This is a genomic window from Nonomuraea polychroma (assembly GCF_004011505.1).
Lineage (GTDB): Bacteria > Actinomycetota > Actinomycetes > Streptosporangiales > Streptosporangiaceae > Nonomuraea > Nonomuraea polychroma.
Genome location: NZ_SAUN01000001.1, coordinates 7,384,922 through 7,408,666, shown reverse-complemented (window position 1 = coordinate 7,408,666; position 23,745 = coordinate 7,384,922). Strand labels below are relative to the sequence as shown.

Annotated in this window: 28 protein-coding genes and 1 tRNA gene; 13 read left to right on the top strand and 16 right to left on the bottom strand. The window is 70.3% G+C overall.

What is annotated here, in order from left to right; genetic code table 11:
- The first annotated feature begins 1 nt into the window (after position 1).
- Entirely contained in the window at positions 2–700 is a 699-nt protein-coding gene (locus EDD27_RS33795) for a hypothetical protein (protein ID WP_127935995.1), read from the top strand.
- Here EDD27_RS33795 and EDD27_RS33790 read toward each other — a convergent pair.
- Positions 658–1,188, bottom strand: a complete 531-nt coding sequence (locus EDD27_RS33790) for a cysteine dioxygenase (protein ID WP_127935994.1) — start codon at positions 1,186–1,188, stop codon at positions 658–660. The two genes, EDD27_RS33795 and EDD27_RS33790, sit on opposite strands and share 43 nt — an antisense overlap.
- Positions 1,185–2,048 (bottom strand): amidohydrolase family protein, encoded by an 864-nt coding sequence (locus EDD27_RS33785; protein WP_241564399.1) that lies wholly within the window; start codon positions 2,046–2,048, stop codon positions 1,185–1,187. Before EDD27_RS33785 ends, EDD27_RS33790 begins: the two co-directional genes overlap by 4 nt.
- A 268-nt stretch (positions 2,049–2,316) precedes the next feature.
- Between EDD27_RS33785 and EDD27_RS33780 the strand changes: the two genes are divergently transcribed.
- Complete coding sequence (locus EDD27_RS33780; protein WP_127935993.1) at positions 2,317–3,309, top strand: LacI family DNA-binding transcriptional regulator; 993 nt, start codon at positions 2,317–2,319, stop codon at positions 3,307–3,309.
- 260 nt (positions 3,310–3,569) lie between these two features.
- On the opposite strand, the gene EDD27_RS33775 is transcribed toward EDD27_RS33780, so the two are convergent.
- Together EDD27_RS33775 and EDD27_RS33770 are read right to left on the bottom strand one after the other, a co-directional pair.
- On the bottom strand, positions 3,570–4,994 hold the full coding sequence (locus EDD27_RS33775; RefSeq protein WP_127935992.1) for an aromatic amino acid lyase: 1,425 nt from the start codon (positions 4,992–4,994) through the stop codon (positions 3,570–3,572).
- Between the two features lie 7 nt (positions 4,995–5,001).
- Positions 5,002–5,382 carry a phage holin family protein gene (locus EDD27_RS33770; protein WP_127935991.1) on the bottom strand — a complete coding sequence of 127 codons (381 nt, stop codon included), beginning with the start codon at positions 5,380–5,382 and terminating at the stop codon, positions 5,002–5,004.
- Between the two features lie 134 nt (positions 5,383–5,516).
- On the opposite strand from EDD27_RS33770, the gene EDD27_RS33765 reads away from it, so the two are divergent.
- On the top strand, positions 5,517–5,786 hold the full coding sequence (locus tag EDD27_RS33765) for a hypothetical protein (protein ID WP_127935990.1): 270 nt from the start codon (positions 5,517–5,519) through the stop codon (positions 5,784–5,786).
- On the opposite strand, the gene EDD27_RS33760 is transcribed toward EDD27_RS33765, so the two are convergent.
- Both EDD27_RS33760 and EDD27_RS33755 read right to left on the bottom strand, forming a co-directional pair.
- On the bottom strand, positions 5,783–6,559 hold the full coding sequence (locus EDD27_RS33760) for an FAD:protein FMN transferase (protein WP_127935989.1): 777 nt from the start codon (positions 6,557–6,559) through the stop codon (positions 5,783–5,785). The genes EDD27_RS33765 and EDD27_RS33760 overlap by 4 nt on opposite strands.
- Before the next feature lie 50 nt (positions 6,560–6,609).
- Complete coding sequence (locus tag EDD27_RS33755) at positions 6,610–7,311, bottom strand: ferredoxin reductase domain-containing protein (RefSeq protein ID WP_127935988.1); 702 nt, start codon at positions 7,309–7,311, stop codon at positions 6,610–6,612.
- A gap of 52 nt (positions 7,312–7,363) precedes the next feature.
- Between EDD27_RS33755 and EDD27_RS33750 the strand changes: the two genes are divergently transcribed.
- The 3 genes from EDD27_RS33750 to EDD27_RS33740 all read left to right on the top strand — a co-directional run bounded on the left by EDD27_RS33750 (position 7,364) and on the right by EDD27_RS33740 (position 9,070).
- Complete coding sequence (locus EDD27_RS33750; protein WP_127935987.1) at positions 7,364–7,780, top strand: OsmC family protein; 417 nt, start codon at positions 7,364–7,366, stop codon at positions 7,778–7,780.
- Positions 7,781–8,021: 241 nt separating this feature from the next.
- A complete protein-coding gene (locus EDD27_RS33745) occupies positions 8,022–8,951 on the top strand; it encodes a nucleoside hydrolase (RefSeq protein WP_127935986.1) in 930 nt (309 codons plus the stop codon).
- Positions 8,952–8,993: 42 nt separating this feature from the next.
- Positions 8,994–9,070: transfer RNA gene (locus EDD27_RS33740), tRNA-Lys, on the top strand.
- 377 nt (positions 9,071–9,447) lie between these two features.
- On the opposite strand, the gene EDD27_RS33730 is transcribed toward EDD27_RS33740, so the two are convergent.
- The 3 genes from EDD27_RS33730 to EDD27_RS33720 form a co-directional block, all read right to left on the bottom strand.
- A complete protein-coding gene (locus tag EDD27_RS33730) occupies positions 9,448–10,503 on the bottom strand; it encodes a DUF5937 family protein (protein WP_127935985.1) in 1,056 nt (351 codons plus the stop codon).
- Between the two features lie 79 nt (positions 10,504–10,582).
- Complete coding sequence (locus tag EDD27_RS33725) at positions 10,583–10,765, bottom strand: thiomuracin/GE37468 family thiazolyl RiPP peptide (RefSeq protein ID WP_127935984.1); 183 nt, start codon at positions 10,763–10,765, stop codon at positions 10,583–10,585.
- 86 nt (positions 10,766–10,851) lie between these two features.
- Positions 10,852–12,072, bottom strand: a complete 1,221-nt coding sequence (locus EDD27_RS33720) for a cation:proton antiporter domain-containing protein (RefSeq protein WP_127935983.1) — start codon at positions 12,070–12,072, stop codon at positions 10,852–10,854.
- A 166-nt stretch (positions 12,073–12,238) separates the two neighbouring features.
- Between EDD27_RS33720 and EDD27_RS33715 the strand changes: the two genes are divergently transcribed.
- Genes EDD27_RS33715 through EDD27_RS33705 form a run of 3 tightly spaced genes read left to right on the top strand, consistent with a single transcriptional unit; the run spans position 12,239 to position 14,237 of the window.
- Positions 12,239–12,574 (top strand): TcmI family type II polyketide cyclase, encoded by a 336-nt coding sequence (locus EDD27_RS33715; protein ID WP_127935982.1) that lies wholly within the window; start codon positions 12,239–12,241, stop codon positions 12,572–12,574.
- On the top strand, positions 12,571–12,990 hold the full coding sequence (locus EDD27_RS33710; RefSeq protein ID WP_127935981.1) for a cupin domain-containing protein: 420 nt from the start codon (positions 12,571–12,573) through the stop codon (positions 12,988–12,990). Before EDD27_RS33715 ends, EDD27_RS33710 begins: the two co-directional genes overlap by 4 nt.
- Positions 12,990–14,237 (top strand): beta-ketoacyl-[acyl-carrier-protein] synthase family protein, encoded by a 1,248-nt coding sequence (locus EDD27_RS33705; RefSeq protein ID WP_127935980.1) that lies wholly within the window; start codon positions 12,990–12,992, stop codon positions 14,235–14,237. The genes EDD27_RS33710 and EDD27_RS33705 overlap by 1 nt, the downstream gene beginning before the upstream one ends.
- A gap of 6 nt (positions 14,238–14,243) precedes the next feature.
- Here the strand turns inward: EDD27_RS33705 and EDD27_RS54730 are convergent, their stop codons facing one another.
- Positions 14,244–14,411: a hypothetical protein gene (locus EDD27_RS54730; protein ID WP_164903904.1), complete on the bottom strand. Its 168-nt coding sequence runs from the start codon at positions 14,409–14,411 to the stop codon at positions 14,244–14,246.
- A gap of 210 nt (positions 14,412–14,621) precedes the next feature.
- Here EDD27_RS54730 and EDD27_RS33700 point away from each other — a divergent pair, with 210 nt between their 5' ends.
- Together EDD27_RS33700 and EDD27_RS33695 are read left to right on the top strand one after the other, a co-directional pair.
- Positions 14,622–16,385 (top strand): tryptophan halogenase family protein, encoded by a 1,764-nt coding sequence (locus EDD27_RS33700; protein WP_127935979.1) that lies wholly within the window; start codon positions 14,622–14,624, stop codon positions 16,383–16,385.
- Between the two features lie 67 nt (positions 16,386–16,452).
- Positions 16,453–16,995 carry a flavin reductase family protein gene (locus tag EDD27_RS33695; RefSeq protein WP_206641783.1) on the top strand — a complete coding sequence of 181 codons (543 nt, stop codon included), beginning with the start codon at positions 16,453–16,455 and terminating at the stop codon, positions 16,993–16,995.
- 54 nt (positions 16,996–17,049) lie between these two features.
- Here EDD27_RS33695 and EDD27_RS33690 read toward each other — a convergent pair whose 3' ends face one another.
- Genes EDD27_RS33690 through EDD27_RS33680 form a run of 3 tightly spaced genes read right to left on the bottom strand, consistent with a single transcriptional unit; the run spans position 17,050 to position 19,132 of the window.
- Entirely contained in the window at positions 17,050–17,352 is a 303-nt protein-coding gene (locus tag EDD27_RS33690; protein WP_127935978.1) for an antibiotic biosynthesis monooxygenase family protein, read from the bottom strand.
- A complete protein-coding gene (locus tag EDD27_RS33685; RefSeq protein WP_241564398.1) occupies positions 17,352–18,068 on the bottom strand; it encodes an SDR family NAD(P)-dependent oxidoreductase in 717 nt (238 codons plus the stop codon). The genes EDD27_RS33690 and EDD27_RS33685 overlap by 1 nt, the downstream gene beginning before the upstream one ends.
- A gap of 2 nt (positions 18,069–18,070) precedes the next feature.
- The gene (locus tag EDD27_RS33680; protein ID WP_127935976.1) at positions 18,071–19,132 is read right to left on the bottom strand and encodes a methyltransferase; all 1,062 of its coding nucleotides are present in this window, start codon (positions 19,130–19,132) and stop codon (positions 18,071–18,073) included.
- Positions 19,133–19,273: 141 nt separating this feature from the next.
- Here EDD27_RS33680 and EDD27_RS33675 point away from each other — a divergent pair, with 141 nt between their 5' ends.
- Together EDD27_RS33675 and EDD27_RS33670 are read left to right on the top strand one after the other, a co-directional pair.
- Entirely contained in the window at positions 19,274–19,729 is a 456-nt protein-coding gene (locus tag EDD27_RS33675; RefSeq protein ID WP_241564397.1) for an anthrone oxygenase family protein, read from the top strand.
- 33 nt (positions 19,730–19,762) lie between these two features.
- Positions 19,763–20,440: a SchA/CurD-like domain-containing protein gene (locus tag EDD27_RS33670; protein WP_127935975.1), complete on the top strand. Its 678-nt coding sequence runs from the start codon at positions 19,763–19,765 to the stop codon at positions 20,438–20,440.
- 57 nt (positions 20,441–20,497) lie between these two features.
- Here the strand turns inward: EDD27_RS33670 and EDD27_RS33665 are convergent, their stop codons facing one another.
- The 3 genes from EDD27_RS33665 to EDD27_RS33655 form a co-directional block, all read right to left on the bottom strand.
- The gene (locus tag EDD27_RS33665) at positions 20,498–21,979 is read right to left on the bottom strand and encodes a peptide MFS transporter (protein ID WP_127935974.1); all 1,482 of its coding nucleotides are present in this window, start codon (positions 21,977–21,979) and stop codon (positions 20,498–20,500) included.
- Positions 21,980–22,088: 109 nt separating this feature from the next.
- On the bottom strand, positions 22,089–22,778 hold the full coding sequence (locus EDD27_RS33660) for a PadR family transcriptional regulator (RefSeq protein WP_206641782.1): 690 nt from the start codon (positions 22,776–22,778) through the stop codon (positions 22,089–22,091).
- The gene (locus EDD27_RS33655) at positions 22,775–23,632 is read right to left on the bottom strand and encodes a DUF4097 family beta strand repeat-containing protein (RefSeq protein ID WP_127935973.1); all 858 of its coding nucleotides are present in this window, start codon (positions 23,630–23,632) and stop codon (positions 22,775–22,777) included. The genes EDD27_RS33660 and EDD27_RS33655 overlap by 4 nt, the downstream gene beginning before the upstream one ends.
- Positions 23,633–23,745 lie beyond the last annotated feature (113 nt).

Here is a 23,745-nt window from a genome sequence, read left to right as displayed (position 1 = left end):
CGTGCTGACCGAGGCGCTCCAGCGTTTGGCCGACGGGCGCGGCGGGGTGATCGGGGTCGAGCCCGGCCTCGTCATAGAGCCCGATGAAACCTGGACGCCGGTCAGGGAGTTGCTGCGGGAGCCGTACACGCTGCTGGACGGGCTGATCGACGAGACGGCCGGGCGCTGGAACGCGCCACGCCACGTCGGCGCGGCGCTGTTCTGGAAGACCTTCGGATACTGGCACACGTTGCCGATGGCGCTGGGCTGGGCGCTCGACGGGCGTGTGCCGATCATGCGGCCGGGCGACACGTACTTCAAGCCGTCCGATGCCGGCGTGACGATCGCCGCCACCCGCGTGCGCTGGGACTCCGGCGCGGGCGCCATCGGCGAGGCGCTGGCGGAGTCGCAGGAGCCGCTGGTCAAGGCCATCAGCGCGCGGGCCAAGGTCGGGGAGCGCACGTTGTGGGGCTCCACGGCGGAGGCGTTCGCCCACCCGCTGACGGCCATCGTGCCCGGCGACTACATGAAGTTGCTCGAGGAGATCGGCCGGCCGGTCGACGGGCTGGTGGAACCCACGGACGACGGCTACTTCCGCAGGACCTGCTGCCTGTGGATCACGCTGCCCGACGTGGATCCCTGCGGAAGTTGCTGCGTCCTCCGACCACGGCACCGTCCTCAGGCGACGGCGTCGTCCAGCGGCCTGAGCTCGTCCGCGTAGCTGACCGAGACGCGGCGCATGACGCCGGTGCCGTCGATCGAGTACTGCCCTAGGCGCCACAGCGGCGGCGAATAGGCGTGGATGGACACGCTCTCGTCCACCGCGCCGGTCAGCCGGTGGATGTGGTCGGGCCCGAACGAGAACGACTGCCCCGCCGGCACCACGGTCTCCAGGTGCTCGCCGCCGATGCGCGGATTGCACTCCAGGAGCGCCCCCTTGACCACGTGCACGGCTCCGGAGGAGATGTCGTGGTCGTGCCAGCCCGTGTCGTCCTGCGGGCGCCAGCACAAGACCCACACGTCCACGTACGCGTCCCGGTGCAGCGAGGCGTAGTGCCGGCCGCCGTCCTCGGGGAAGTCCACCAGGTCGCGCCACTCCTCCGGGCGGGCGGCCAACTGGTCCACCAGGTCGCGCAGCTCGCGCCGGTCGAGCGTGCGCTCGGGGAGCGCGGCACAGGTGCCCCCGTCCTGGATCTGGTAGGTGCTCATGTACGAGGCTCCTTTCTGCTGCTCAAGAGGCGACGGGGGTTGGTCATGCGGATGGCGTGAGCGGCGGCGGCGCCCAGGCCGGGGTCGGGTGCGGTGGCGTAGGGGGCGTCCGAGCCGTTGACGACGACGTCGATGCCCAGCTCGCGGACGATCGCGTCGATCGCGCGCGGGCCGTAGGACGAGGTCTCCACGAAGAAGTCCCTGTCGACCAGGCCACGGCCGGTCCCGCCCCGGGCGATCAGCCGTTCGGAGTGCAGCGGCGCCAGGCCGGCCAGCAGCGCGAAGCACACCCGCAGCCGCGGGTGCCTGGGCCTGACGACGGCGTGAAAGTAGTGCCACGACTGGTGCATCTGCTGGACGTACGGCACGAGCGCCGGCCACCACGGCGGCATGCCGTCGGCGGCCTTCGCCGGACCCGGGTGCACGAAGAGCGGCAGGTCCCGGTCGGCGAGCACCTCCAGCAGCCGGTCGTCGGGCACGGCGGTCGCCGGGATCTGCAACCCGGCGAACCCCGAATCGAGATTCTTGGCCAGCCGATCGGGATCGGGCTCGCTGTGACAGGTGGCCGCCCAGGCGCCGAACGGCTCACCCAGCGCCAGCGCGCCGTCGTGGTAGGCGTCGAGCAGCGGCCAGCACTCCTCGGGCGGCAGGAACTCGATGCCGAGCGGGCTCGACAGCGACACCAGCGCCAGCTCAAGGCCGGTGGTGTCGCGGTGCTCGTGGTCGGCCGGATCCACCTCGTACGGCGGCTCGCCGTCGAGGATCAGCGTCCACCCGTCGAGGTACGGCGGGGAGGTGCGGGCACGCAGCGCGTCGACGAACGAGCCCGTCCACACATGCTGATGCACGTCGATGCCCACGATCACACCTCCCCCTATTCCCTACTAGTATTACAGGTAAACCCGCCGGCCTGCGAATCGAGAGTTGTGAACCGCTTCACTGATACGATTCAGTGAACCGCTTCACACAGGGCTTGTCAACGGCTCGCCGGCCGCGGACCACCACGGCCGGCGTCATGAAACAGGTCCAGGAGGGTAGGCGAGCATGCCTTCACCGAAGGAAGGGCAAATCCGACAGGCCAGTGTCGGGAAAACCGATTCTGTCGGTGCGACGCAATAGGCTGGCGTAATGCCTCGCAAGAGAGCCACGATCCGTGAGGTGGCCCAGGCCACTGGCCTCTCACCGGCGGCCGTCTCCTACGCGCTCCGCGGTCTGCAGGTGTCCGAGGAGACGATGGAGCGGGTGCGCGCCGCGGCGGCCGAGCTCGGCTACGAGGCCGACCCCATCGCCAGGGCCCTGGCCAGTGGGCGCACCGGAATGATCGGGCTGCTCTGCGGCTCGCTCGAGGACCTGTGGCAGCAGTCGCTGGCGGTCGGCATCAGCAGGGGTCTGCGGGAGAAGGACCGTTACGCCCTGATCCTCGACGCGGTCGGCGACCCCTCCAGGGAGCGAGCCCTGGCCCAGCAGCTCCGCGACCAGCGGGTGGACGGGATGATCGTCCAGCCGCTGGATCCCGCGGCGGCGTTCTGGAAGGAGTTGTGCGAGTCGTTGCCGGTCGTGGCGATCGGCGACTCGCTCGCCGGCACGGCCGGGGAGGTCATCTTCGACAACCGGCAGGGGGTCACGCTGGCGCTGGAGCACCTGCGGGCCCTGGGGCACCGCCGCATCGCCGTGCTCACGCCCACCCGGGCCAGCACGCCAGACCGTCCCGCGGACGTGCACGTCACGGCCGAGGCCGAGCGTCTGGGGCTGGACATCGAGGTCGCCACCGCCCCGCACGGCCTGGCCGGGGCCACCGCGGCGGCCCGCGACATCCTCGCCGACGACAAGCCGAGCGCCGTGTTCTGCTTCGCCGACTCCATCGCGTACGGGGTGTACGCGGCGGCCCAGGAGCTGGGGTTGTCGATTCCCGGCGACGTGTCGGTCATGGGGTATGACGCGCATCCGATGTCGGGGCTGCTCACGCCGGGGCTGACGACGGTGGACTGGGAGATCGACGGGATCGTGCGGGCGGCGGTGCGGCTCATTTCGGCGGCGGCCGACGGCGCCACCCGCCGGCGCCGCATCGTCCAGGCCCCCACTCTCAGGGAACGCGGCTCGGTCGCCCACCAGATCTCCTGACCCCCGGCCGACGCCCCCGCGCTCCACCCTGCCCTCCTGGACCCGCGACCGCATCGCCAGCGGCTGGCCCGGTCTGCCGGGGCTGTGGCACGCCGGGCCGGTGCCGCACTCGGCTTGGGGTCTTCAACGGTCGTCTGGCCGGAGGCCTGGCTCGGGGTCCAGACGGTGCGGGAAGTCGGGGCGGGTGAGGGCCTGGTGGTGTTCGCCGGGCGGATGGCGGGTGCGTACGTGCAGGCGGCGCGCCTGGCGCTCGTACCGCGTCAGTGGGGGAGGTGGGCGTTGGAGGTGGTCAAGGCGCGCCGGGCTGCCTCCAGGTCGTCGGTGAGCGGGCGGTCCGGGGGAGGGGTGTTGAGCGCCCGGGTGGCGGCGGCACGCTCGCACGCCAGAACGAGCTCCAACGGCTCCATGCAGCGCAGGGCGTGCCGGGCGGCCTGGGTGGCGAAGCCGGCGTGGTCCTCGACGCCCAGGGAGATCACCGCGGTCCCGGTCGTCACCGGGTTCGCGAGGTGGCGCAGCTCGGCCAGGGCGTCCTGGGCCACGTACTCGAGGATCAGAACGCCCGAGGCGCCGGGGCGGTCGGCGAGGAAGGGGTGGCGGCCGGTGTAGGCCGGGTCCATGAGGACGGCCAGGCGGGCCGTGCTGAGCTGGGCCGTCTGCACCAGCGCGGCACGCAGCGCGTCCAGCGCCAGAGCCACGGGAGCGGAGTGGAAATTGCCGTTGTGCCAGGCCAGGGAGCCGGCGATGAGCGGGTTCTCGGCCGCGGCGTTGAGGTCGGTCTCGACGGTTGCGGCGGCCCGGTCCACGGCGTCCACGGCGGCGCCGTGCACCTGGGCGAAGGCGCGGAACCCGTACGGGTCCTGGATGCGGACGGCCTGCTCTCTGCCGAGGAGGCCGCGCAGGCGGGCGGCGACGGCGGCCTGACCGCGGTGCGGCCGGGCCTCCTGTACGACGGCGGCCAGCGGCTCGGCCGAGGCCCCGACCGCGGTGAACGACAGGGCGGCGACGTCGACGGCGGCTGCGAGCAGGAGACGCAGGCGATGGCAGGCGATCGCGGCGTCCGCCAGGGTGGCTGCCCCTGAGCTGATGAACGGCAAGGCGTCGCCCGAGGTGAGGGGATAGCGGGGAGCCGGCGCCGCCTCGCTGACTCCTCCGGCCTGCACGGCGCGGCCTGCCCGGCCCTGCCGGTCACCGTGCGCCGGGGTTTCCTCGCGCTCTCCCGGCGTGGGCTCGTGGTGCCACGGGAGTTCGCCGAGGAGGCACAGCGCGGTGGTGGCCAGGGCCGTGAGGTCGCCGGTGCCGATGGCGCCGTACGTGCGGATCGGCGGCGTGAAGCCGTGGTTCACCGCGTCGGCCAGCACCGGCAGCACGGCCGGATCGATGCCGGAGCCGCCCGCGAGCAGTTGGTTGAGGCGGACGACGAGCATCGCCCGGGCGCGGGCGGGCTCGACCGGCGGCCCGGCGCCGCACGCGTGGCTGCGCAGCAGGCCCAGGCCGGGGGCCTCGATCGTGACGTTCTTGCCGGCGCCGACGCCGGTGCTGCGGCCGTACACCGGACCCGTCAGCTCCTGGGCGGTGACCCACGCGGCACGGGCCCGATCGAGGGAGGCGATCGTGACCCGGGCCCGGCCGTACGCGGCCTCGTGGACCTGCGCGCAGGTCAGCCCGGCGCCGTCGAGCAGCACCATGGCAAGGTCAGTCGTTGTCGGGGATGAACAGCCCCAGCAGCCAGCTCACCACGCTGACGATGATCGCGCCCCAGAACGCGGCCGGGTAGAAGTTGTCGACTTGGAAGGGGATGTCGAACTGGCCCGCGATCCAACTGGTCAGCAGCAGCATCGCCGCGTTGATCACGAGCAGGAACAGGCCGAGCGTCAAGACGATGATCGCGCAGCCCAGTGCCTTGACGATGGGCTTGACGATCGCGTTGACGATGCCGAAGATCAGCGCCACGAGGAGCAGGACGCCCCAGTAGGTGGCGGAGTTGGAGGGGGCGTTGACGTCGATGCCGTCGATGACTTGCACGGCCACCCAGAGCGCCACTGCAGCCGCGAGGGTTCTGATGATGAATCTCACGCTGGTTGATCCTCCCACTTCAGATCGGCGCCGCGGTAGAGGCGCAGTCAGAACGATGCCCGCTCGTCACTGTTCGTAGTCGCCGGTTATCGCCACCCGAACGCGGGGAAGAGGCGTGCAGGGGAGGGAGCGAGATGGACACGAACGGGCTCGAGTCGTTGCCGGCGAACGAGTTGCACGATCGTGCGGTGCGGTACGCCGTACGCCATGGCGACCTGGGGTTCCTTTGGGACTTGCTGAGGGTGATCCCGGCCGCCGAGGCCGCCACCGGTCACGAGACCGACGCCGACCTCACCAAGGTGTCCGCGTTGCTGAGCGACGCCATAGCGGCGGGGGAGGGCGAGTTGGGGGAGGCGCTGCGCCCCGTCTATATCGAATACCTGCGTAAACATCCTGACGCCTAGCCCGCCATGCGGGCCTCCGCGCCGCTGTACACCGCGAAGCCGGGCGTGCTGATCTCCTGGCCGTCACGGCCCACGATCAGCGTCTGGTACGGGGTGGACGCGGCGAGGTCGGCCGCGTAGCGGCGGGCCAGAAGCGGGCCCATGGCGTAGATCGCCGTGGCGTACGCGTCGGCCAGGCCCAGGTCGGGGCCGATCACGGTGACGGAGCCGAGGCCTTCCTGGACCTCACCCGTGCGCGGGTTGACGATGGGCACGCCGCCCGAGGTGGCGATGCCGAGGTCGTGGGCGAAGACGACCTTGCGGACGATGTCCCTGCGCGGGTCCCGGACGCCGATGCGCCAGCGTTTGCCGGGGGCGGCCGAGCCGCGTACCCGGATGTCGTTGCCGGCGGTGATGCGGTGGTCACCCGCGCCCGCGTTGGACAGGGCACGCGACAGCCGCTCCAGCGCCCATCCCTTGATGTATCCCGACGGGTCGATCACACCGTTGATGCGGGGTTCGAACCACCCGTCCGTGGCCTCGCTGAGCTCCTCGCAGCGGTGCAGGACCTCGATGAGCTCCGGGATCTGCTTGATCGTCTGGCCGCGGTTGAGCCGGCCGATCTGGCTGTCTTCCTTGACCGGGCTGAAGGTGTCGTCCACCCACCTCAACCAGGCGAATGCGTCGTCCAGCAGGGGCGTCAGCTCGCGTGCCGGGAGGGCGGTGCGGATGTCCACGCTGACGGGCATGCCCATGATCATTTCGACACGTGCGCTTCCGGGGAAAGTCGTCACCTTGCCTCCTTGTCCGCAGACCACCGTTGCAGACGATGCGTAATGTGGAGCTAAACCCTTTGCCGGAACTTGAAACAAATTTGTGACTTCGGGATGGCAAGGCGTGACAATGCGCCGCTGACGTACCGGTTGAACTGCCGCGGACCGGCCACCACCACGTCGCGCTCGGCGATGTCGGGAATCTCGCGACTCAGGCCGGAAGCGCTCAGTCGCTCCTTCGCCCTGGGGTCGTGCTCCTTGCCGACGACGAGGATGAGGCCGTACCTGGCCTCCAGGTCCCGGAGCTCATCGGTGGGGTGCTCGGTGCGGTAGATCGCGACCGTGTCCGTGGCGCCGGACAGGCGGGCGCGCAGCGCGGCCGGGTCCATGTCCGTCGCGATCAGCAGGGAACCTCTGGTCGTGTGCGGGACCTGGTGGCTCCAGACCGCCATCACGGCCGCGGCCGCGTACAGGATGAGGGAGCCCGCACGGCTGAGGTCCGTCACGTACGCGGTCGAGCTGAACTGGTGTGCCACCAGCAGCGCCCCCGCCAGGTAACCGCCGAGCCGCAGCCGCTGCCGCGCCTCCTCGGTGCGGAGATAGTCGGCGGCCTTGACGGTGACGATGCCGAGCGCCACCAGCAATGCTGCGGCGGCGTAGGCGGTCGGGGTCCACGGGTAGCCGAAGCCCGGCTGGATCGCGCCGAACTCCGCTACCGCGACACCGCTCCAGAAGAGGATCGGGCCGTGATGCGTATTCGCCTGGCTTGCCATGCTGACCACCTTCCTGAAGGAACATGAAAGGTTGCTGAGTAAGGTCTGAAACATGGCTAATGTGCGAGTTGAGCGGACCGACGATGGCGGGTTCCGGGCTGTGAACGGCCGCGGCGCCGAGGTGAAGATCGGCGGTGCGAAGGACGACGGCGTCTTCTCGCCGGTGGAGTTGTTGCTGGCGGCGGTGGGCGGCTGCAACATCGTGACCGTGGAGCCGCTCACCGCCCAGCGGGGGCACCGGCTGCTGCGGCTGGCGATGACCGTCGAGTCCGAGAAGGTGGAATCGAACAAGCTGGGTCCGGTGACGGTCACGTACGACGTCGAAGTGCCGTCGGAGAAGGCCGATGAGGTGTTCCGTGCCGTGGCGGAGCGCGTGCACGAGAAGTACTGCACGGTGAGCAGGTCACTGAGCGATGGCACCGAGGTCAAGCTGGAGCTGTCCCAGCCAGACGAAACAGAGTCGGATTAAACAGATATTCGACCCCGTTATGACGCGACCGTTGCATTCGTCTCGGTAACGTTGTAGCAGGTCAGGAGCACCGCGACTGACCGAGGACCTTCACCGAAGCGGACGCGGAGGGGGACCGCGGGCCGCTAGTGCGGGACCGCCGACGTTTTTGGGGGAAGACGTCGGCCTGGACCGCCGTCGGATCGGGCCGGGCAGCTTTGGGGGAACTGCCCGGCCCGATCTATGCGTATCCTCCGGTTCCGTGAAGAGAATTCTCATTGACTGCGACCCCGGCATTGACGACGCGCTCGCGCTGGCCCTGGCCGCCGGATCCCGTGACACCCTTGACGTGGTGGGCGTCACCACGGTGGGCGGCAACGTCGACCTCCCTCTGACCACGGCGAACGCGCTGGCGCTCAGGGAGTTCCTTGACCTCGGCGACGTGCCCGTCACGCCCGGCAGCGCGGGCGCACTGCTGCGGCACACGGTACGCGCCACCGCCGTCCACGGCGTCACCGGACTCGGCAACGCGGTGTTGCCCGCGCCGCGGCGCGGCCCGTCCGAGGGGCACGCGGTCGACTTCATCGTGGACACGCTGCGGGCCGCGCCCGGCGAGATCACGCTGGTGGCGGTGGGGCCGCTGACGAACGTCGCCCTCGCCGTCCGGCGTGACCCGCGCGTCGTCGAGTGGGCCCGCGACCTGGTCATCATGGGCGGCTCGTACTCGCGTGGCAACCACAACCCGGCCGCCGAGTTCAACATCCTGGCCGACCCGGAGGCGGCCGCGATCGTCTTCGACGCCGGGTGGACGGTCAAGCAGCTGGGGCTCGACGTGACGCTGTCCGCCGTGGTGACCTCGGACGTGCTGGACCGCATGCGGCCGCTCGGGCGGCTGGGTGCCGAGCTGCTGGTGCCGGCCGCGCAGTCGTACATGGCCGTGACGGCCGAGGGCGGGCCGGCCATTCACGACGCGTGCGCGGTGGCGTACGTGCTTGATCCTTCCCTCTTCACGTGCGTTCCGGCCGTGGTGAACGTGGAGACGAACGGGACCTACACGCGCGGGATGACCGTGACGGACTTCGAGGTCGGGGACCGGCAGGCGAACGCGCTGGTGGCGACCTCGCTGGACGTGAAGAGGTTCTGGGATCTGGTTTTGGGAGCGTATGAGCGGCTGGCCGCCCGGCTCGATTGATGGACGGGGCACTGGCTGGTGGCTGATACAGTTACACCTGTTGCGCCGCTAGCTCAGTTGGTCAGAGCAGCTGACTCTTAATCAGCGGGTCCGGGGTTCGAGTCCCTGGCGGCGCACCATCTCGGGCACTCTCCACACTGTGGAGGGTGCCCGAAGTCGTTTCCAAGGCCCGCCCGAGGCCCTTCAGCGTTGCGTGCACGCTGCGGCCCTGGGCGGTCGCCTCCAGCTCGAAGACGCTGACGGAGGTCGGCGGGTAGCCGATGAGCTCGATGGCGCGGCTGACCCGGGGCGGGCCGTCCAACTGCGCGGCCGCATCCCACAGGTAGACGGCGCCCCACACCTGGCGGGCGGAGTTGGAGAACCACGCCTTCAACGGCATGCCGTCCACCTCGGTGTACGCGTCGACCGCGTAGTCCCGCAGGTAGTCGCGCAGGCTTTCGACGGTTTGGGCGGAGCGGCTGAGGTCCCAGGCAATGATGGACAGGTACATGCGTCCTCACGGGAAGGGGTGGGGATGGGGATTGATCTCGCTCGGATCGAGCGGGCGGTCCCGGTAGCCGAGCCGCCACGGCACCTCGCGCAACCGGGGCAGCCCGTCGGTCCTGCGATGGTCGTGGCCGAACGTCATGGGCAGAGTGCCCGGGATGATGACCTTCGTGCAGGCCAGCCGGGCGGTCCGGTGCTCCGGCGTGGTCTGGTCCACCACGATGACGTCCAGGCCGGTGTCCAGGTAACGGCTGACCGCTTCCATAAGGTCGTCGGTGAGGTCGTGGTTGCCGAACCCGGTCGTCCGGCCGACGTCCTCCAGCCGGCGCGACGGCGCGGTCCCGAGCAGGAAGCCGAAGCGAGAGAAGGCGTCGGCGCAGCCGTACAGAGTCGCATGGTCGGCCATCGCACGCACCCGTGACGGGTCCTCCACCATGCGCCGGGCCTCCTCCCGCTGCTCCGGATAGCGGCGGACGAGATCGGCGAGAACCGAGCTGAGCTCGCTCAGCGCGTTCTCCAGCGCACGCTCCGGCGACAGGGGCGACCTGCCGCTGATCCATTTCTCCAGCTCGTCGAAGAGGGCTGGGCTCGCCTGCGAGAGCGCGCGCAGGAAGGCGGGATCCTCCGCGGCCTTGCGTAACTCGTCCAGCTTGCCGCCTGTCTCCTCCGACAGTGTGCGCGGCAGGTCGGCGGTCAGCAGCCGGTGGGCCTCCCAGCGGGTCGCCCACTCGCCGACACCCTCCCTGAGAGTCTCCGGCAGCAGCGCCGCCATCCGCTCGTTCCACTCTCCTGCGCTCGGCCTGCGGCACTGGTGCAACGCACGACGCAGCCCCACGAGCGCGGGTCTGGCCGGTCGGCCGGCCGCGCCGATGACGTCGTACAGCGCGGCCGAGAGCTCCGCGCCACGGACCGCGAGCCAACGCCGCGACTCGGCCAGCTCGTCCAGGACGGCCGACGTCGCGTCGAAACGGAGGCGCGCCAGCGTGGACGCCGGCAGCCCGGCCGTCCGCACCACGAGCACGGGCTCGACCTGAGCACCGCTGGACAGCCTGAGGTCGGCGGTCATGGTGTTCCCTTCGACGTCGGTACGGGGATGCGCGGGAGGGGCGCCGCCGGGGTCACTCCGGCGGCGCCGCGTCACCCGATCAGCTGCTGCAGCTGCAGCTGCACAGGGCACTGCAGGTGCAGGAGCCGCACAGCGAAGCGCCGATCTCGGCCATGCCGTGACCGGCCGTCAGCGACTCCACGGTGAGGCCGCTGTCCGCGAGGTCGAACACGTCCACCGGCAGGTTCTCGAGGCTGAAGTCGAGCCCTTGGGAGACACTCACTTGTTGCTCCTTCCGTCGGGAATGGTGTGCGTGACGAAGGTGCGCCGCCCGTCTCGTGTGCCGCTCGAGACCGGCTGACACGGCGATCACAGGCGCACCGGCTCGAGGACGGGCGCCTCCGGCCGCCGCGCTGGATGGAGGACCCTCAACAGCGGTCCCGACATGGCCGTCGTCACCAACGCCATGAGGACCATGAGCGAGTACAGGTCCTGGTCGAGCAGGTGGAGCTGCAGCCCGACGCTCAGGATGATCAACTCAGTGAGCCCTCGGGTGTTCATCAGCGTGGCCAGCGCGGCGGACTGCCGTGACGGCAACCCGTGGACGCGCGCGCCGAGGAACGCCCCCATGAACTTCCCACCGATCGCCACCATCAGGATCAGGCCGAGCTCGACCAGGCCCGGCACGCCGATCCTGGACAGGTCCACGCTGAGCCCGCCCACGACGAAGAAGATCGGCAGCAGGATCACCGCGGTGAACTGCCCCACCCCCTCAAGGATCTCCTGCCGTATCCGCTCCGTCCCCTGCCGTGGTACGACGGCCCCGAAGAGGAACGCGCCGAAGACGGCGTGCAGGCCGATCCACTCGGTCAGAGACGCCGACAGCAGCAGGCCGACGAGAACGACGCTGAGCCTGACCGGGGTGAGCCCGCCCTTTGCGGCCAGCCGCCCCAGCAGCGGGCGCACCGCCGCGAACATGACCACGAGGTACGGCGCCACGAGCAGCAGCCGCCACGGGTCGTCGCCCGTGTTGACCAGGGCCGCGATGACGGCGAGCATCGTCCAGGCCAGTACGTCGTCCGCCGCCGCACAGGTCAGGGCCAGCGCACCCAGCGCCGTCCGGTGCATGTTCCGGTCCTTGAGTATCCGGGCCAGGACAGGAAAGGCGGTCACCGACATGGCGGCGCCCATGAAGAGGGCGAAGGCCAGCCGATCAGGGCCTGGATGGCGGTCGGCCAGCTGCACGGCCAGCGCCGCACCCAGCCCGAACGGCACCAGGATCGAACCGATCGACACGGTGGCCGCCACTCCGGCCTTGCCCCGGAGGCCACCGTGGTCCACCTCCAGCCCGACCAGGAACATGAACACCACCACTCCCACGCTCGCCAGGCCGGCGAGGAACGGGCGAATGTCCGTGGGGAAGAGCGTCTGCGACACCACGCCGCCGAAGAGCGTAGGTCCGAGCAGGATCCCGGCGAAGACCTCGCCGATCACCGCCGGCTGATCGAAACGCCTGGCCAGCATGCCGAGCAGGCAGGACAGAGTGATGATCGCCGCTATGCCGCAGAGCAGCGCGGTCAAGGAATGCATCGCTTCTCTCCAAACGTCGGGCTCCTGGCGCAGGGTCGTCCCGGTGGCTCGAGACCGGCTTGACGTGGGCTGGGGCGTCGTCGTCCTCCGAGCCGGGTTCGAGCCGGTCTCCAGCAGCCGTGGTGAGACTGGCCGCACCGCTGATGGAGACCCACAGGAGGTCACGGTGCATCGCACGCTGATAGTGGCGAGACTGAAGACGGACGATCCTGGACAGATCGCCGACGTCTTCGCCGAATCCGACTCGACCGGCCTGCCGCACATGATCGGTGTGTCACGCCGTTCGCTGTTCGCCTTCCACGACCTGTACTTCCACCTGGTGGAGGCCGACGACGACATCTCGCCGCGTCTCTACCAGGCCCGTAGCCACCCGCTGTACCAGGACATCAACACCAAGCTCACCGAGTTCGTCTCGCCGTATGACCCCGGCTGGAAGGAGCCGAAGGACGCCATGGCGACCTCGTTCTACGTGTGGACCGCGGAAGAGGGGAGAGTCCAGTGACCGCCGCACCGCTGGTGAGCGTGGAGGACGTCGAGGCCAACCGCCGGCGCGGCGGGGACATCAGGGTGACGCTCAGCCCGAAGACCGTCGGCTGCACGTCGGGGTTCGGCGGCGTGCTGCGGCTGGGCCCCGGCGAGTTCGTCACCGAGCATTACCACCCCCACTCGGAGGAGTTCCTCCATGTGATCTCCGGGGAGCTGGAGATGGACATGGACGGGCAGCCGGTGAAACTGCGCGGTGGAGATTCGCTGCTCGTGCCGATCGGCGTCCGCCACCGGCTGCGCAACGTCGCCACGGAGACCGCTCAGGTGGTCTTCCACCTGTCCCCGCTGGCGCCCAGGCCCGAGCTGGGACACGTCGACACCGAGACGCTGCCCCGGCCGGACCTGGCCAATCCGGCCGTCGGAGGGGTGTGATGGGCGTCGCCATCACCGGGATCGGCACGGTGGCGCCCGGCGGGGTCGGGCGGGAGGCCTTCTGGGACCTGCTCACGGCCGGGCGTACCGCCACGCGCAGGATCTCGTTGTTCGACCCCTCGGGGTTCCGCTCCCAGATCGCCGCCGAGGTGGACTTCGACCCGCGGGCGGCCGGGCTGACCGGGCGGGAGATTCGCCGGATGGACCGGGCAGCGCAGTTCGCCGTGGTCTGTGCGCGCGAGGCGATCGCCGACAGCGGCGTGGACCTGGCCGCCTGCGACCCGGGCCGGGTGGCGGTGAGCGTCGGCAGCGCGGTCGGCTGCACCATGGGCCTCGAGACCGAGTACGCGGTGCTCTCCGACGAGGGACGCGAGTGGCTGGTGGACCACCGGCACGGCGTCCCGCACCTGTACGGCTACATGGTCCCCAGCACGCTGGCTGTGGAGGTCGCGTGGGAGACCGGGGCCGAGGGTCCGACGGCGTTGATCTCCACGGGCTGCACGTCCGGGCTTGACGCGGTGGGCCACGGGGTCGAGCTGATCAGAGAGGGCTCGGCGGACATCGTCATCGCCGGGGCGACCGATGCCCCGATCTCGCCCATCACCTCGGCGTGCTTCGACGCGATCAAGGCTACGTCGCCGGACAACGACGACCCCGAGCACGCCTCCAAGCCCTTCGACGCCCGCAGGAACGGGTTCGTCCTCGGCGAGGGGGCCGCGATCATGGTGCTGGAGGACGCCGAGCGGGCGCGGCGTCGTGGCGCGAGTATCTACGCCGAGATCGTCGGGTTCGCCAGCCGGAGCAACGCGTTCCACATGACCGGGCTCAAGCCGGACGGCAGGGAGATGGCCGAGGCCATCAGGGTCGCCCTGGACCAGGGCCGGGTCGATCCCTCCGAGATCGACTACATCAACGCGCACGGTTCGGGGACCAAGCAGAACGACAGGCACGAGACGGCAGCGTTCAAGCGCAGCCTGGGCGCCAGGGCGTACGAAGTGCCGGTGAGCTCGATCAAGTCGATGATCGGCCACTCGCTCGGCGCCATCGGCTCGATCGAGGTGGCCGCATGCGCGCTGGCGCTCAAGCGGCAGGTCGTCCCGCCCACCGCGAACCTGCGTGACGCCGACCCCGAGTGCGACCTGGACTATGTGCCCGTCACCGCGCGCGAGCACGCGATGGACGCCGTGCTCAGCGTGGGCAGCGGGTTCGGCGGCTTCCAGAGCGCCATGGTGCTCGCCCGGGCGTGAGCCGGCTCAGTCGTGGGTCCACGCCTCCGGCCAGCGCTCGGCCAGCTCCGACAGGTCGTCGGGCACGGTCATGGGCTCCTGAGGCTGGGGCACGGTGTACAGCGTCTCGCCGTACACCGCCAGTGCTCGCAGCAGCCGGCCGCCCGCCCGGGCCGCCCACCTACGCAATGACATGATCCGAACCCTCCGTGGCTCGCGGTCGTCCTTCACGGAGGATGCCCGCCGCCACTCGACGGCCGGTCGAGGGAACCCTTCCGAGCCGCTCTCCAGCGGCATCCGAGCCGCCGTCACCACAGTGAGTCACGGGCGAGGACTCGCCCACCGGATGACACCGGCCGGCCCGCCCTGGGCGGTCGAGATTCTCGATGGTCAGGAGTGCCAAAGATGGAACAGTGGAGTGGCGCGATGGGTCCAGGGGGCCGGACTCCTCTGGACGAGTTGCTCGAAACGCTCACGCAGCAGGAGTCGGCCGGCGTCAAGGCCTGGCTCGGCAGCGGCCCCAGCTGGCCGGGCGCGCCGGCGGGGGTGTCCCCCAAGGCGCTGACCGAGCATCACGAGAAGGTCGAGGGAGACCGGTTCCGGCCGTCCGACGACGACCCCCGCGCCATCAGGAGCGTCGGTGTGATCGGCGGCGGCACCGCCGGATACATGACGGCGCTCGCACTGAAGACGAAGCGGCCCTGGCTCGACGTCACCCTTGTCGAGTCGAAGGAGATTCCGATCATCGGCGTGGGCGAGGCCACGGTCTCGTACATGGTGATGTTCATGCACCACTTCCTCGGCATCGACCCGATGGAGCTCTACCGCAAGGTGGAGCCGACGTGGAAGCTCGGCATCAAGTTCGACTGGGGGCCCGACCCGGACGGGTTCATGGCCACCTTCGACTGGCACCACCACTCGATCGGCGCGCTCGGGGCGCTGGAAGAGGACAACACGGTCAACGGCTTCACCGTGCAGTCGCTGATGATGATGGCCGACCGCGCCGCCGTCTACAAGATCGGCGACAAGAACGTGTCGCTGATGAAGTACCTGCCCTTCGCCTACCATCTCGACAACGCCCGCTTCGTGGCCTTCCTCACCGAGCTGGCCGCCGAGCGGGGCGTCAAGCACGTCGAGGCGCGGCTCGAGGACGTCGTGCTCAATGGTGAGGAGTGGGTCGACCACGTACGCACCTCGGACGGCCGGCAGCTCAGCTACGACTTCTACGTCGACTGCACCGGCTTCCGCTCCATGCTGCTGGGCAAGGCGCTCGGCACGGGTTTCCACAGCTACGCGGACACCCTGTTCACGGACTCGGCCGTGACCGGGAACCTGGAGCACGGCGGCCACCTCAAGCCGTACACCACCGCCACCACCATGAACGCGGGCTGGACGTGGAACATCCCCACCCCGCAGAGCGACCACCTCGGCTACGTCTACGCCTCCGGCGCCCTGTCGGACGAAGAGGCCGCCAAGGAACTGACGGAGAAGTTCCCGGGCATCGAGGGGCTGCGGCAGGTGCGCTTCCGCAGTGGCAGGCACGACAAGGCCTGGCGCGGCAACGTGATGGCGATCGGCAACTCCTACGCCTTCGTGGAGCCGCTGGAGTCCACCGGCCTGCTGATGATCGCCCTCGCCGTGCAGACGCTGACGAGCGTGCTGCCCGCCTCCTGGGAAGACCAGGCGGTCAGGGAGGTGGTCAACCGCGGGCTCGGGCAGCGCTGGGACGCGATCCGCTGGTTCCTGGGCATCCACTACAAGTTCAACACCAGGCTCGACACGGAGTTCTGGAAGGACGTACGCGACCGGTGCGACGTCTCCGGCTTCCAGCCGCTGATGGAGCTTTACCAGAACGGCGCGCCGCTCACCCGGCGCGACCCGTACATCCTGGACCTCGCCCTTGGCGCGGCGCCCACGTTCTTCGGGCTGGCCGGGATCGACAACATCCTGCTGGGCCAGAAGGTCCCCGCCCGACTGCTCAAGCGGGCCGAGCCGATCGAGGACTGGCGGGCCCGCAGGAAGGCCGCCGACGCGCTGGTCGCCAAGGCGATGACGCAGGCCGAGGCGCTGCACGCCTTCACGACCGACCCTGAACTGAACACCCAGCTTCTCAACGACTTCGACAGCTGGGCGGGCCGCCACATCGCCGGCTACATCGGAATGCTCTGACCCGTCGTGACGCACGGCCCCGGCGTGGCCCCGCGCGCCGGGCCATCACGGCACCAGGAGGTGCGCTGTGATCGATTCTTCCGCCCAGTCCGCCGTGCGCGCCGGCTCCACGGTCACGCCGGCGGAATTCCGCTCGCTGATGGCGGGCTTCCCCACTGGCGTCGCGATCCTGACGACGTTCGGCCCCGATGGCGAGGCCAGGGGGATGACTTGCTCGTCCGTCTGCAGCGTGACGCTCACCCCGCCGGTCCTGCTGGTGTGCGTTCGTTGCGGGAGCCCCACCCTGGAGGCGATCACGCAGCGGGGGGCGTTCGCGGTCAACCTCCTGCATGAGGGCGCGGCGGACACCGCCGGGCTGTTCGCCTCGGGCGACCCGGACCGGTTTGACCGGATCCACTGGCAGGCCGGATCCGAGGCCGCCGGACCCCACCTGGTCGACGACGCGCACGCGGTCGCGCACTGCCGCGTCGCCGGCACGCAGACGGTCGGCGACCACGTGATCGTGCTGGGTGAGGCCTACCTCATCCGGCAGGCCACCCAGCCGGAACCGCTGCTGTACGGACTGCGCCGCTACGCAGCGTGGCCGGCCACGGTCAGCGCGGAACGCTGAGCGTACGGAAGACGCCGCCCCGGTCAGCAGGTGACCGGGGCGGCGTCTTCGCGTTCAGGAGTAGGAGGCCACCGTGTGCAGCAGTTCGTACGGCCGCCCGCGCCCACGGTCCTGGTAGGTCCTGAGCGGTGCGGTCGAGTCCCGGTGGCTGGGACCCTGCTCCCACGCGGTGAAGGCGTCCATGCTCTCCCACTCGCTCATGACCGCGAACACGTCGGGTTCGACGGCCGAGCGCAGCAGTGCGTTGCCGAGGAGCCCGGGAGTGCCCGACAAAGTCCTGCTGACCTGGTGGTAGGCCGCTTCGACGGCCTCCACGTCGGCCTCGCCCACCCGGCACCAGAGCAGCACCCGGACCATCAGATACCCCCGTCCACGACGATGGTCTCCCCGGTGACGAACCGCGATGCGTCGCCCGCGAGGAAGAGCACCACTCCGGCCACCTCGCCGGGCGTGCCGGGCCGCCCGAGGGCGATGAGATGCCGGTAGCGGCTCAGCGCGGCCTCGTCGGCCTCCGCGGTCTCGACCGGGCCGGGCGCGACCAGGTTGACCCGGATGCCCGCGGGCCCCAGCTCCTTGGCCAGAGAGCGGGTCAGACCGATCATCCCGGCCTTGGCCGCGGTGTAGTGCGCCCGCCCGGGTAGCCCGCGCAGCGCGGCCGCGGCTCCGATGTTGACGACCGAGGCGCCCCGGCCGAGCAGCGGCAGGGCCTTCTGGGTGACCAGGAAGCAGCCGGTGAGGCTGGTGTCCACCACCCTTCGCCAGTCCTCCATGGAGAGCTCCGCGAACGGCGTGTGGGTGATCGCGCCGGCGTTGTTGACGATCACGTCGAGACCGCCGAGCTCCGACCGGGCGACGTCGACCAGCCGATCCACGTCGCCGGGGTCGGTGACGTCGGCTGCGACCAGGTGGTGTTCGCCACCCAGCTCTTTGAGCTCCAAGCGCAACGACTCGGCGTCGTGCCCCTCGCGGCGGAAGCAGGTCACCGTGGTGGCGCCGGCGCCGGCCAGGGCGAGAACCGTGGCCCGCCCGATCCCCTTCGTGCCGCCGGTGAGCAGGACTCTCTTTCCGTGCATGATCAGGCCCTCGCGCATTCGATGACGGCCCACTGGCCGGGGACGGGGTCGTTGACGATCCGGAAACCTGCGGATTCCAGCAGTCCGCGCCACTCGGGCAGGTCCCGTTCGCGACCGCCGAAGCGCAGCATCATGTCGATGTCGAGCACCTTGCCGTGGTCCCAGACGTTCGCGGATGCCAGCACGTGCTCGAGCACGAGCAGCCGGCTGCCTGGGTGGTCGCCCATGGCGTCCCTGACCTGGGACAGAATGGCTGTCGCGTCGGCGTCGGCCCAGTCGTGCAGGACCGCCTTGAGCACGTAGGCGGCGTGCCCGGAGGGCAGCTCGGCGAAGAAGTCGCCGGGCGTCAGCCGCACGCGGTCCGCCACGCCGTGCTCGGCCATCACGGCCGCGGCCTCGCTGATCACCTGCGGCTGGTCGATCAGAGTCCCATGCACGTGTGGGTGCCGCTGGAGCAGCCCGGCCAGGAAGTAGCCGCGACCGCCGCCGACGTCGGCCACGTCGGCGAACCTCCCGAAGTCGTAGGCGTCGAGGAAGCGCCGGGTCGTGGTGGCGCTCATCCTGGTCATGGCCCGGTCGAACAGGGCGCCGGCCTCGGGGTTCGCCCGCAGGTGGTCGAAGAACTCCGCGCCGAAGATGTCGGGGAACACCGGCCGTCCCGTACGAAGGCCTGACACGATCTCCCCGTACGGGAACCACAGCAGGTCCGAGCCGTTGAACAGCACCATGTCCCGCTGGCTGTCCGGTACGTCGGAGCGCAGCGGCTCGGCCGTCTCCGTCAACGCGAAGACGCCCGGCTCGCGCTCCGCGAAGACGCCCACTGCGGCGGCGCAACGCAGCAGGCGGCGCAGCGCGTCCGGGTCCGTGGCGGTCCGCTCGGCGATCTCCTCGACCGGCAGCGGCCCGTCCGCGAGCACGTCCGCCACCCTCACCTCCGCCAGCGCGTAGATGACCTGCGAGATCCGCTTGCCGCTGGTCAGCAGAAGCAGCCGGGCATGGGCGGGTAGTCGCACCTGGGGAGGCACCCCCGTCAGTGTGCGTGCGCCGTTCCAATCGCTGTCCATCTCAGTCTCCCCTTCAGGCCGATTCGTCCTGTCAACGGTGGCGTGAGCTGCTCAAAGGCGGCTCAAGCCGTGGCCGAGTCACCCTCCACCGCGCGGCGTGAGCATGGCTGCGCTGAACCGGGTGGAGAAGAGGAGTGAGACGTGATCCCGGAACTACTTGAGGTCATCGCACTGGTCACCAGCGGGGTGGTCGCCGGCGTACTGTTCGCCGTGGCCGTCAGCGTGCTCCCGGCCCTGTTCGCGCTGCCCGCGGGGCGCTACATCGAGACGCACCGCCTCCTCGGCAAGGGCTACCACCCGACGATGCCCATCGTGGTCAACGTGGCGATGGTCGCCGACCTCTGGCTCGGCCTGGTGGCCGAAGACTCGGCGTCGAGAGCCCTTTTCGTGGTGGCCGGCGTACTGCTGCTGGCCAGCCAGTTCGTCTCGCACCTGGGCAACGTGCCCATCAACCGCCGGGTGAAGGCCGTCGATCCCGAGGCCGTGCCCGAGGGCTGGCAGGATCCCCGGCCACTGTGGCGGGGCTGGCACCTGCTGCGCACGACCCTCGCCCTGGTCGCGCTGGCCGCGAACGCCGTGGGCGTCGTGCTGTCCTGACCGGTCGCCCACGACATCACCAAGGAGGACTCAATGCCTTTCGCAGCGATCAACTACGGCGTCAAGCCCGGGCACGAGGACGAGATCGCCGAGATCTTCGCGCCCGGCTCCTTCACCCGGGCCGAGTCGCCCGTCATGCGCGACGAGACGGGAACGGAAGTCGGGCGGCTCCTCGCCACCGGGCTGTTCATCCAGGACACCGACATGGTCCGGGTCATTCAGTACGAGGGCGATCTGGCCGCCGTGGGACGCCACATGGCGACGCAGCAGGGGGTCCACGAGGCCGAGCGGCGGATCGCCCCACTCCTGGCCACCCCGCGGGACACGGCCACCGCGGCCGGCTTCCAGGCGCATTTCGGTCGCTCGATCATGACGCTGGTCCACGAGCACGTCAGGCGCGCCGACGTGGCGACCGCGATGATCGCGGTGCGGTACGCATTGCGTACGGACTCGGTGCCGGCCGTCGGCGAGCTGCTGGCGGCGGCGCCATCGCCATCCGAGCAGGACGGGCCGATCGTGGCCACCGCGAGCTTCCTGCGCGGCTCCACGCTGGTCCGGGTCTACCAGTGCGAAGGAGACGTCGCCGCGGCTGCCGAGCATCTTTTGGCGGCGGAGGAGCCGGCGGCCCTCGCCGGAGCCCGCGCCGAGCAGGCGATGCGGTGCATCTCCCAACTGTCCGTCCTGAGCCTGCCGGAGTCCGCGCGGCGCTAGCCAGGACGGCGGAAGGGGGCGGTGGCAGCCCGGCTGCCACCGCCCCCTTCGGCGTCGCTAGGAGGCCGTGAGGAGTGATGTCAGCCGCCGTCCGCGGGCGAGCAGGGCGGCGCCCACGAGGATCGCCAGCCCACCGAGACCGATGTAGTACAGGTGGGCGGGTACGGCCCCGGCGAGCTGTCCGACGCGGCCGCCGAGCGCGGCGCCGACGGCAGCCGACACCCACCACAGGCCCATCATCTGGCTGGTGTAAAAGGCGGGCGCTGTGCTGCCTGCCGCGCCGATTCCCACCGGCGCCAGCGCCAGCTCACCGCACGCCTGCAGGAAGAAGACCGTCAGCAGCCACAGCGGCGACACCTTGCCGCCGGTCGTGGCGTACACGCTGACCACCGCCATCAGCAGATAGCTCAGCCCGACGAGCCCGAGCCCGAGCGCGAACTTGGCGGGCACGTCGACCCGCCGTCCCAGCCGCACCCACGCGTAGGCGAAGAGCGGAGCCACGGCGATGATGAACAGCGGGTGCGCGGACTGGAACCAGCTCGCGGGGATCTCGAAGCCGAGGACATCTCGATCGACCGATTCCCGCGCGAACAGACTCAGCACGGACCCCGACTGCGTGAAGATCATCCAGAAGACCGCCGACGACAGGAAGAGCCGTACGAAGCCCAGCACCCGCATCCGCTCAGGAACCGTCAGCAGGGCGTGGCGCAGCAGCCGGCGGAACAGGATCACGGGCACCACGAGCACCAGCAGGCCGACCGGGATGAGGACGTGCTCGACCGTGAGCGTGCCGGCCAGCCCGTCGGCCAGCACGGCGGCGGCCGCTACCCCGGCCACGATCAGGGATCGGTGGAAGACCCTGTGGCGCTCGGCCGGAGTGGCCGGGTTGACCGGACGGGCGCCGACCTCGCCGAAATGCCGGCTGCCGGCCGCGAACTGGATCACCCCGAACGCCATGCCCAGGGCCGCCGCGCCGAAGCCGAGGTGCCAGTCGACGGTCTCGCCGAGAAAACCCGTGACGATTGGCGCGACCAGGGCGCTGACCTGGATGCTCATGTAGAAGATGGAGAACGCCGCCTCCCGGCGTATGCCGTCGCCGGGGCCGTAGAAGCTGCTGAGCAACGCGCTCATGTTCGGCTTGAGCAGCCCGGTCCCCGCGATGATCAGCGCCAGGCCTGCCCACACCGTCCATCCGGCCGGCACGGCCATGCAGGCGTGGCCCGCGGCGATCACCATGCCGCTGACCAGCGTGGCCCGGCGCGCGCCGAGCACCCGGTCGCCCAGCCAGGCGCCGGGCACCGCGGCGATGAACACCAGCGCCATGTACAGGCCGAACATGGCCGTCGCCGTGGCGGGGGACAGGCCGAGCCCGCCCTGCGCGGTGGGCGAGACCGCGAACAGGAAGAGGATCGCCTGCATGCCGTAGAAGCTGAAGCGCTCCCACATGTCGGTCAGGAACAGAACCCGGAACCAGCGTGGCTGCCCGAAGATCCTCCGGGCGGGGGGCGACGCCGGGCGGGCCGGCTGCGTGGTGGCCATGGCAGGCTCCCTCCAGTCCGTGGGCGCGATGCGAAGGCGCACGCGCATGTCACGGCGAAGGGTCCCAAGAGCGCCTCGGCAGCGGCTTGGCCAGCGCTCGAAGGGGGGACTAGGTGCCGGTCGCGCGCCGGATCCGCACCAGCGCCTCGCCCAGGGCCTGCCGGCACTCCTCCATCGCGCGGCCGTCCACGACGCCCTCCCTGAGCGCATTGCGGGCGTCGTTCCTGAACCGGTCGAGCATCTTCTCCATCTGCCGGACCGTCTTGCCGGAGGCGAAGTAGGAGTCCCACTCGTGATGCCACTCCGCGCCCCAGGAGAGAGCCTCACGCCACTCGCGGGGGCCCCACTGCTCGGGGGTGATGGCGCGGGGGGCCTCTTCGGTCTGTTCGACCGCCTCTTCCGCGGTGGCGGGCGGCTGATGCTCGCGGGCCACCGCGGGCGCATGCCTGGCCTCGTCACGTACGCGCTGCGCCGACCGGCGGACCTCGTCGCTGATCCGGCGGATCGTCTGGTTCAGCTCCTCCAGCTCGGGGGCTCGGCGGCGCAGCTCCTCCTTGCCGTCGGGGGTGATGCGGTAGATCTTGCGCCCGCTCTCGTCGGGTGCGCTGACGATGAAGCCCTCGTTCTCAAGCTTGGAGAGCCGGGGGTAGACCGATCCGGCCGAGGGCGCGTACGTGCCCAGGAACGTCTCCTCGACCAGCTTGATCGCCTCGTAGCCGTAGCGTGGCTGATCCGACAGCAGGGCCAGGAGGTAGAGCTTGAACTGTCCGTGCCCGAACGGGGATGCCACCGCTTTCACGCGCCGTCCTCCGCGCCCGCCCTGAGCGGCTCACCATCGGAGCGGCCGGTTCCGAGCGGCCCGGCGCCGGCCTTGTCGTCCGCGCGGACCACCAGCGCCACCTTCCCGGAGACGGTGAATCCGCGGACCTGCACCTGTGAGCCGCCGTCGCAGGGCTCCCGCAACATCACCCCGATGGCCTTCTTGCCCGCTGGGCTGAAGGGGAGGGGGACCGGGCCTGGACGGCCGTCTTCCGGCGGATTGGCGACCACCTTGCCGCTCGCCGTGGACAGCTCCACGTCCAGCCCCGCCTTGTCCCGCTCGCCCTCGAGTCCCAGCGTGATCGCGCCGGAGACCGAGCTGAGCACGGCGTCCACTGCCTCCATGTCGGTGATCATGGTGATCTCGCCGGAGACGGTCTCGAGCTGGACCTCGCCGTGGCAACGGCTGGCGATGATCTCTCCCGAGACCGTCTTGGCCGTCACCCGCGGACCGGCTCCCTCCATGACTATCTCCCCGTTCAACGTGGCGAGGCTGATCTCCGTGCCCGGCCCCGCCATGGTGATCCCCCCGCTCACCGTTTCCACGCGGACCGGCGTGCCCGCGGGGAGGCGCAGGCTCAGGTCGGTCTTGCGGAGGAAGGCTGGGGGGAGATCACGGTACCACTTGCGATGCAGGCCGAGGTCGTGCCTGATCTCCAGCACCCCGTCGCAGATGCCGACTCGCAGCGGAGCGCCCTTCACCCGCCCGATCTCGAGCTTCGACGGCCCCTCGCCGGCGACCACGGCCACGTCGCCGTCGATGATCCGAACGATGGCGCGGGTCACCCCGGCCAGCTCGATCTCGTATGGCCCGTCCACATTCCATTCCGCCATCGCGAGTCTCCTCATCCAGGCCGCGCGGTGCGACCATCAGTATCACGCTATATCGCGATTATGCGGAACGCTACTCGAAGTTGACTCGGAACTTAACCGATGCGATACATATC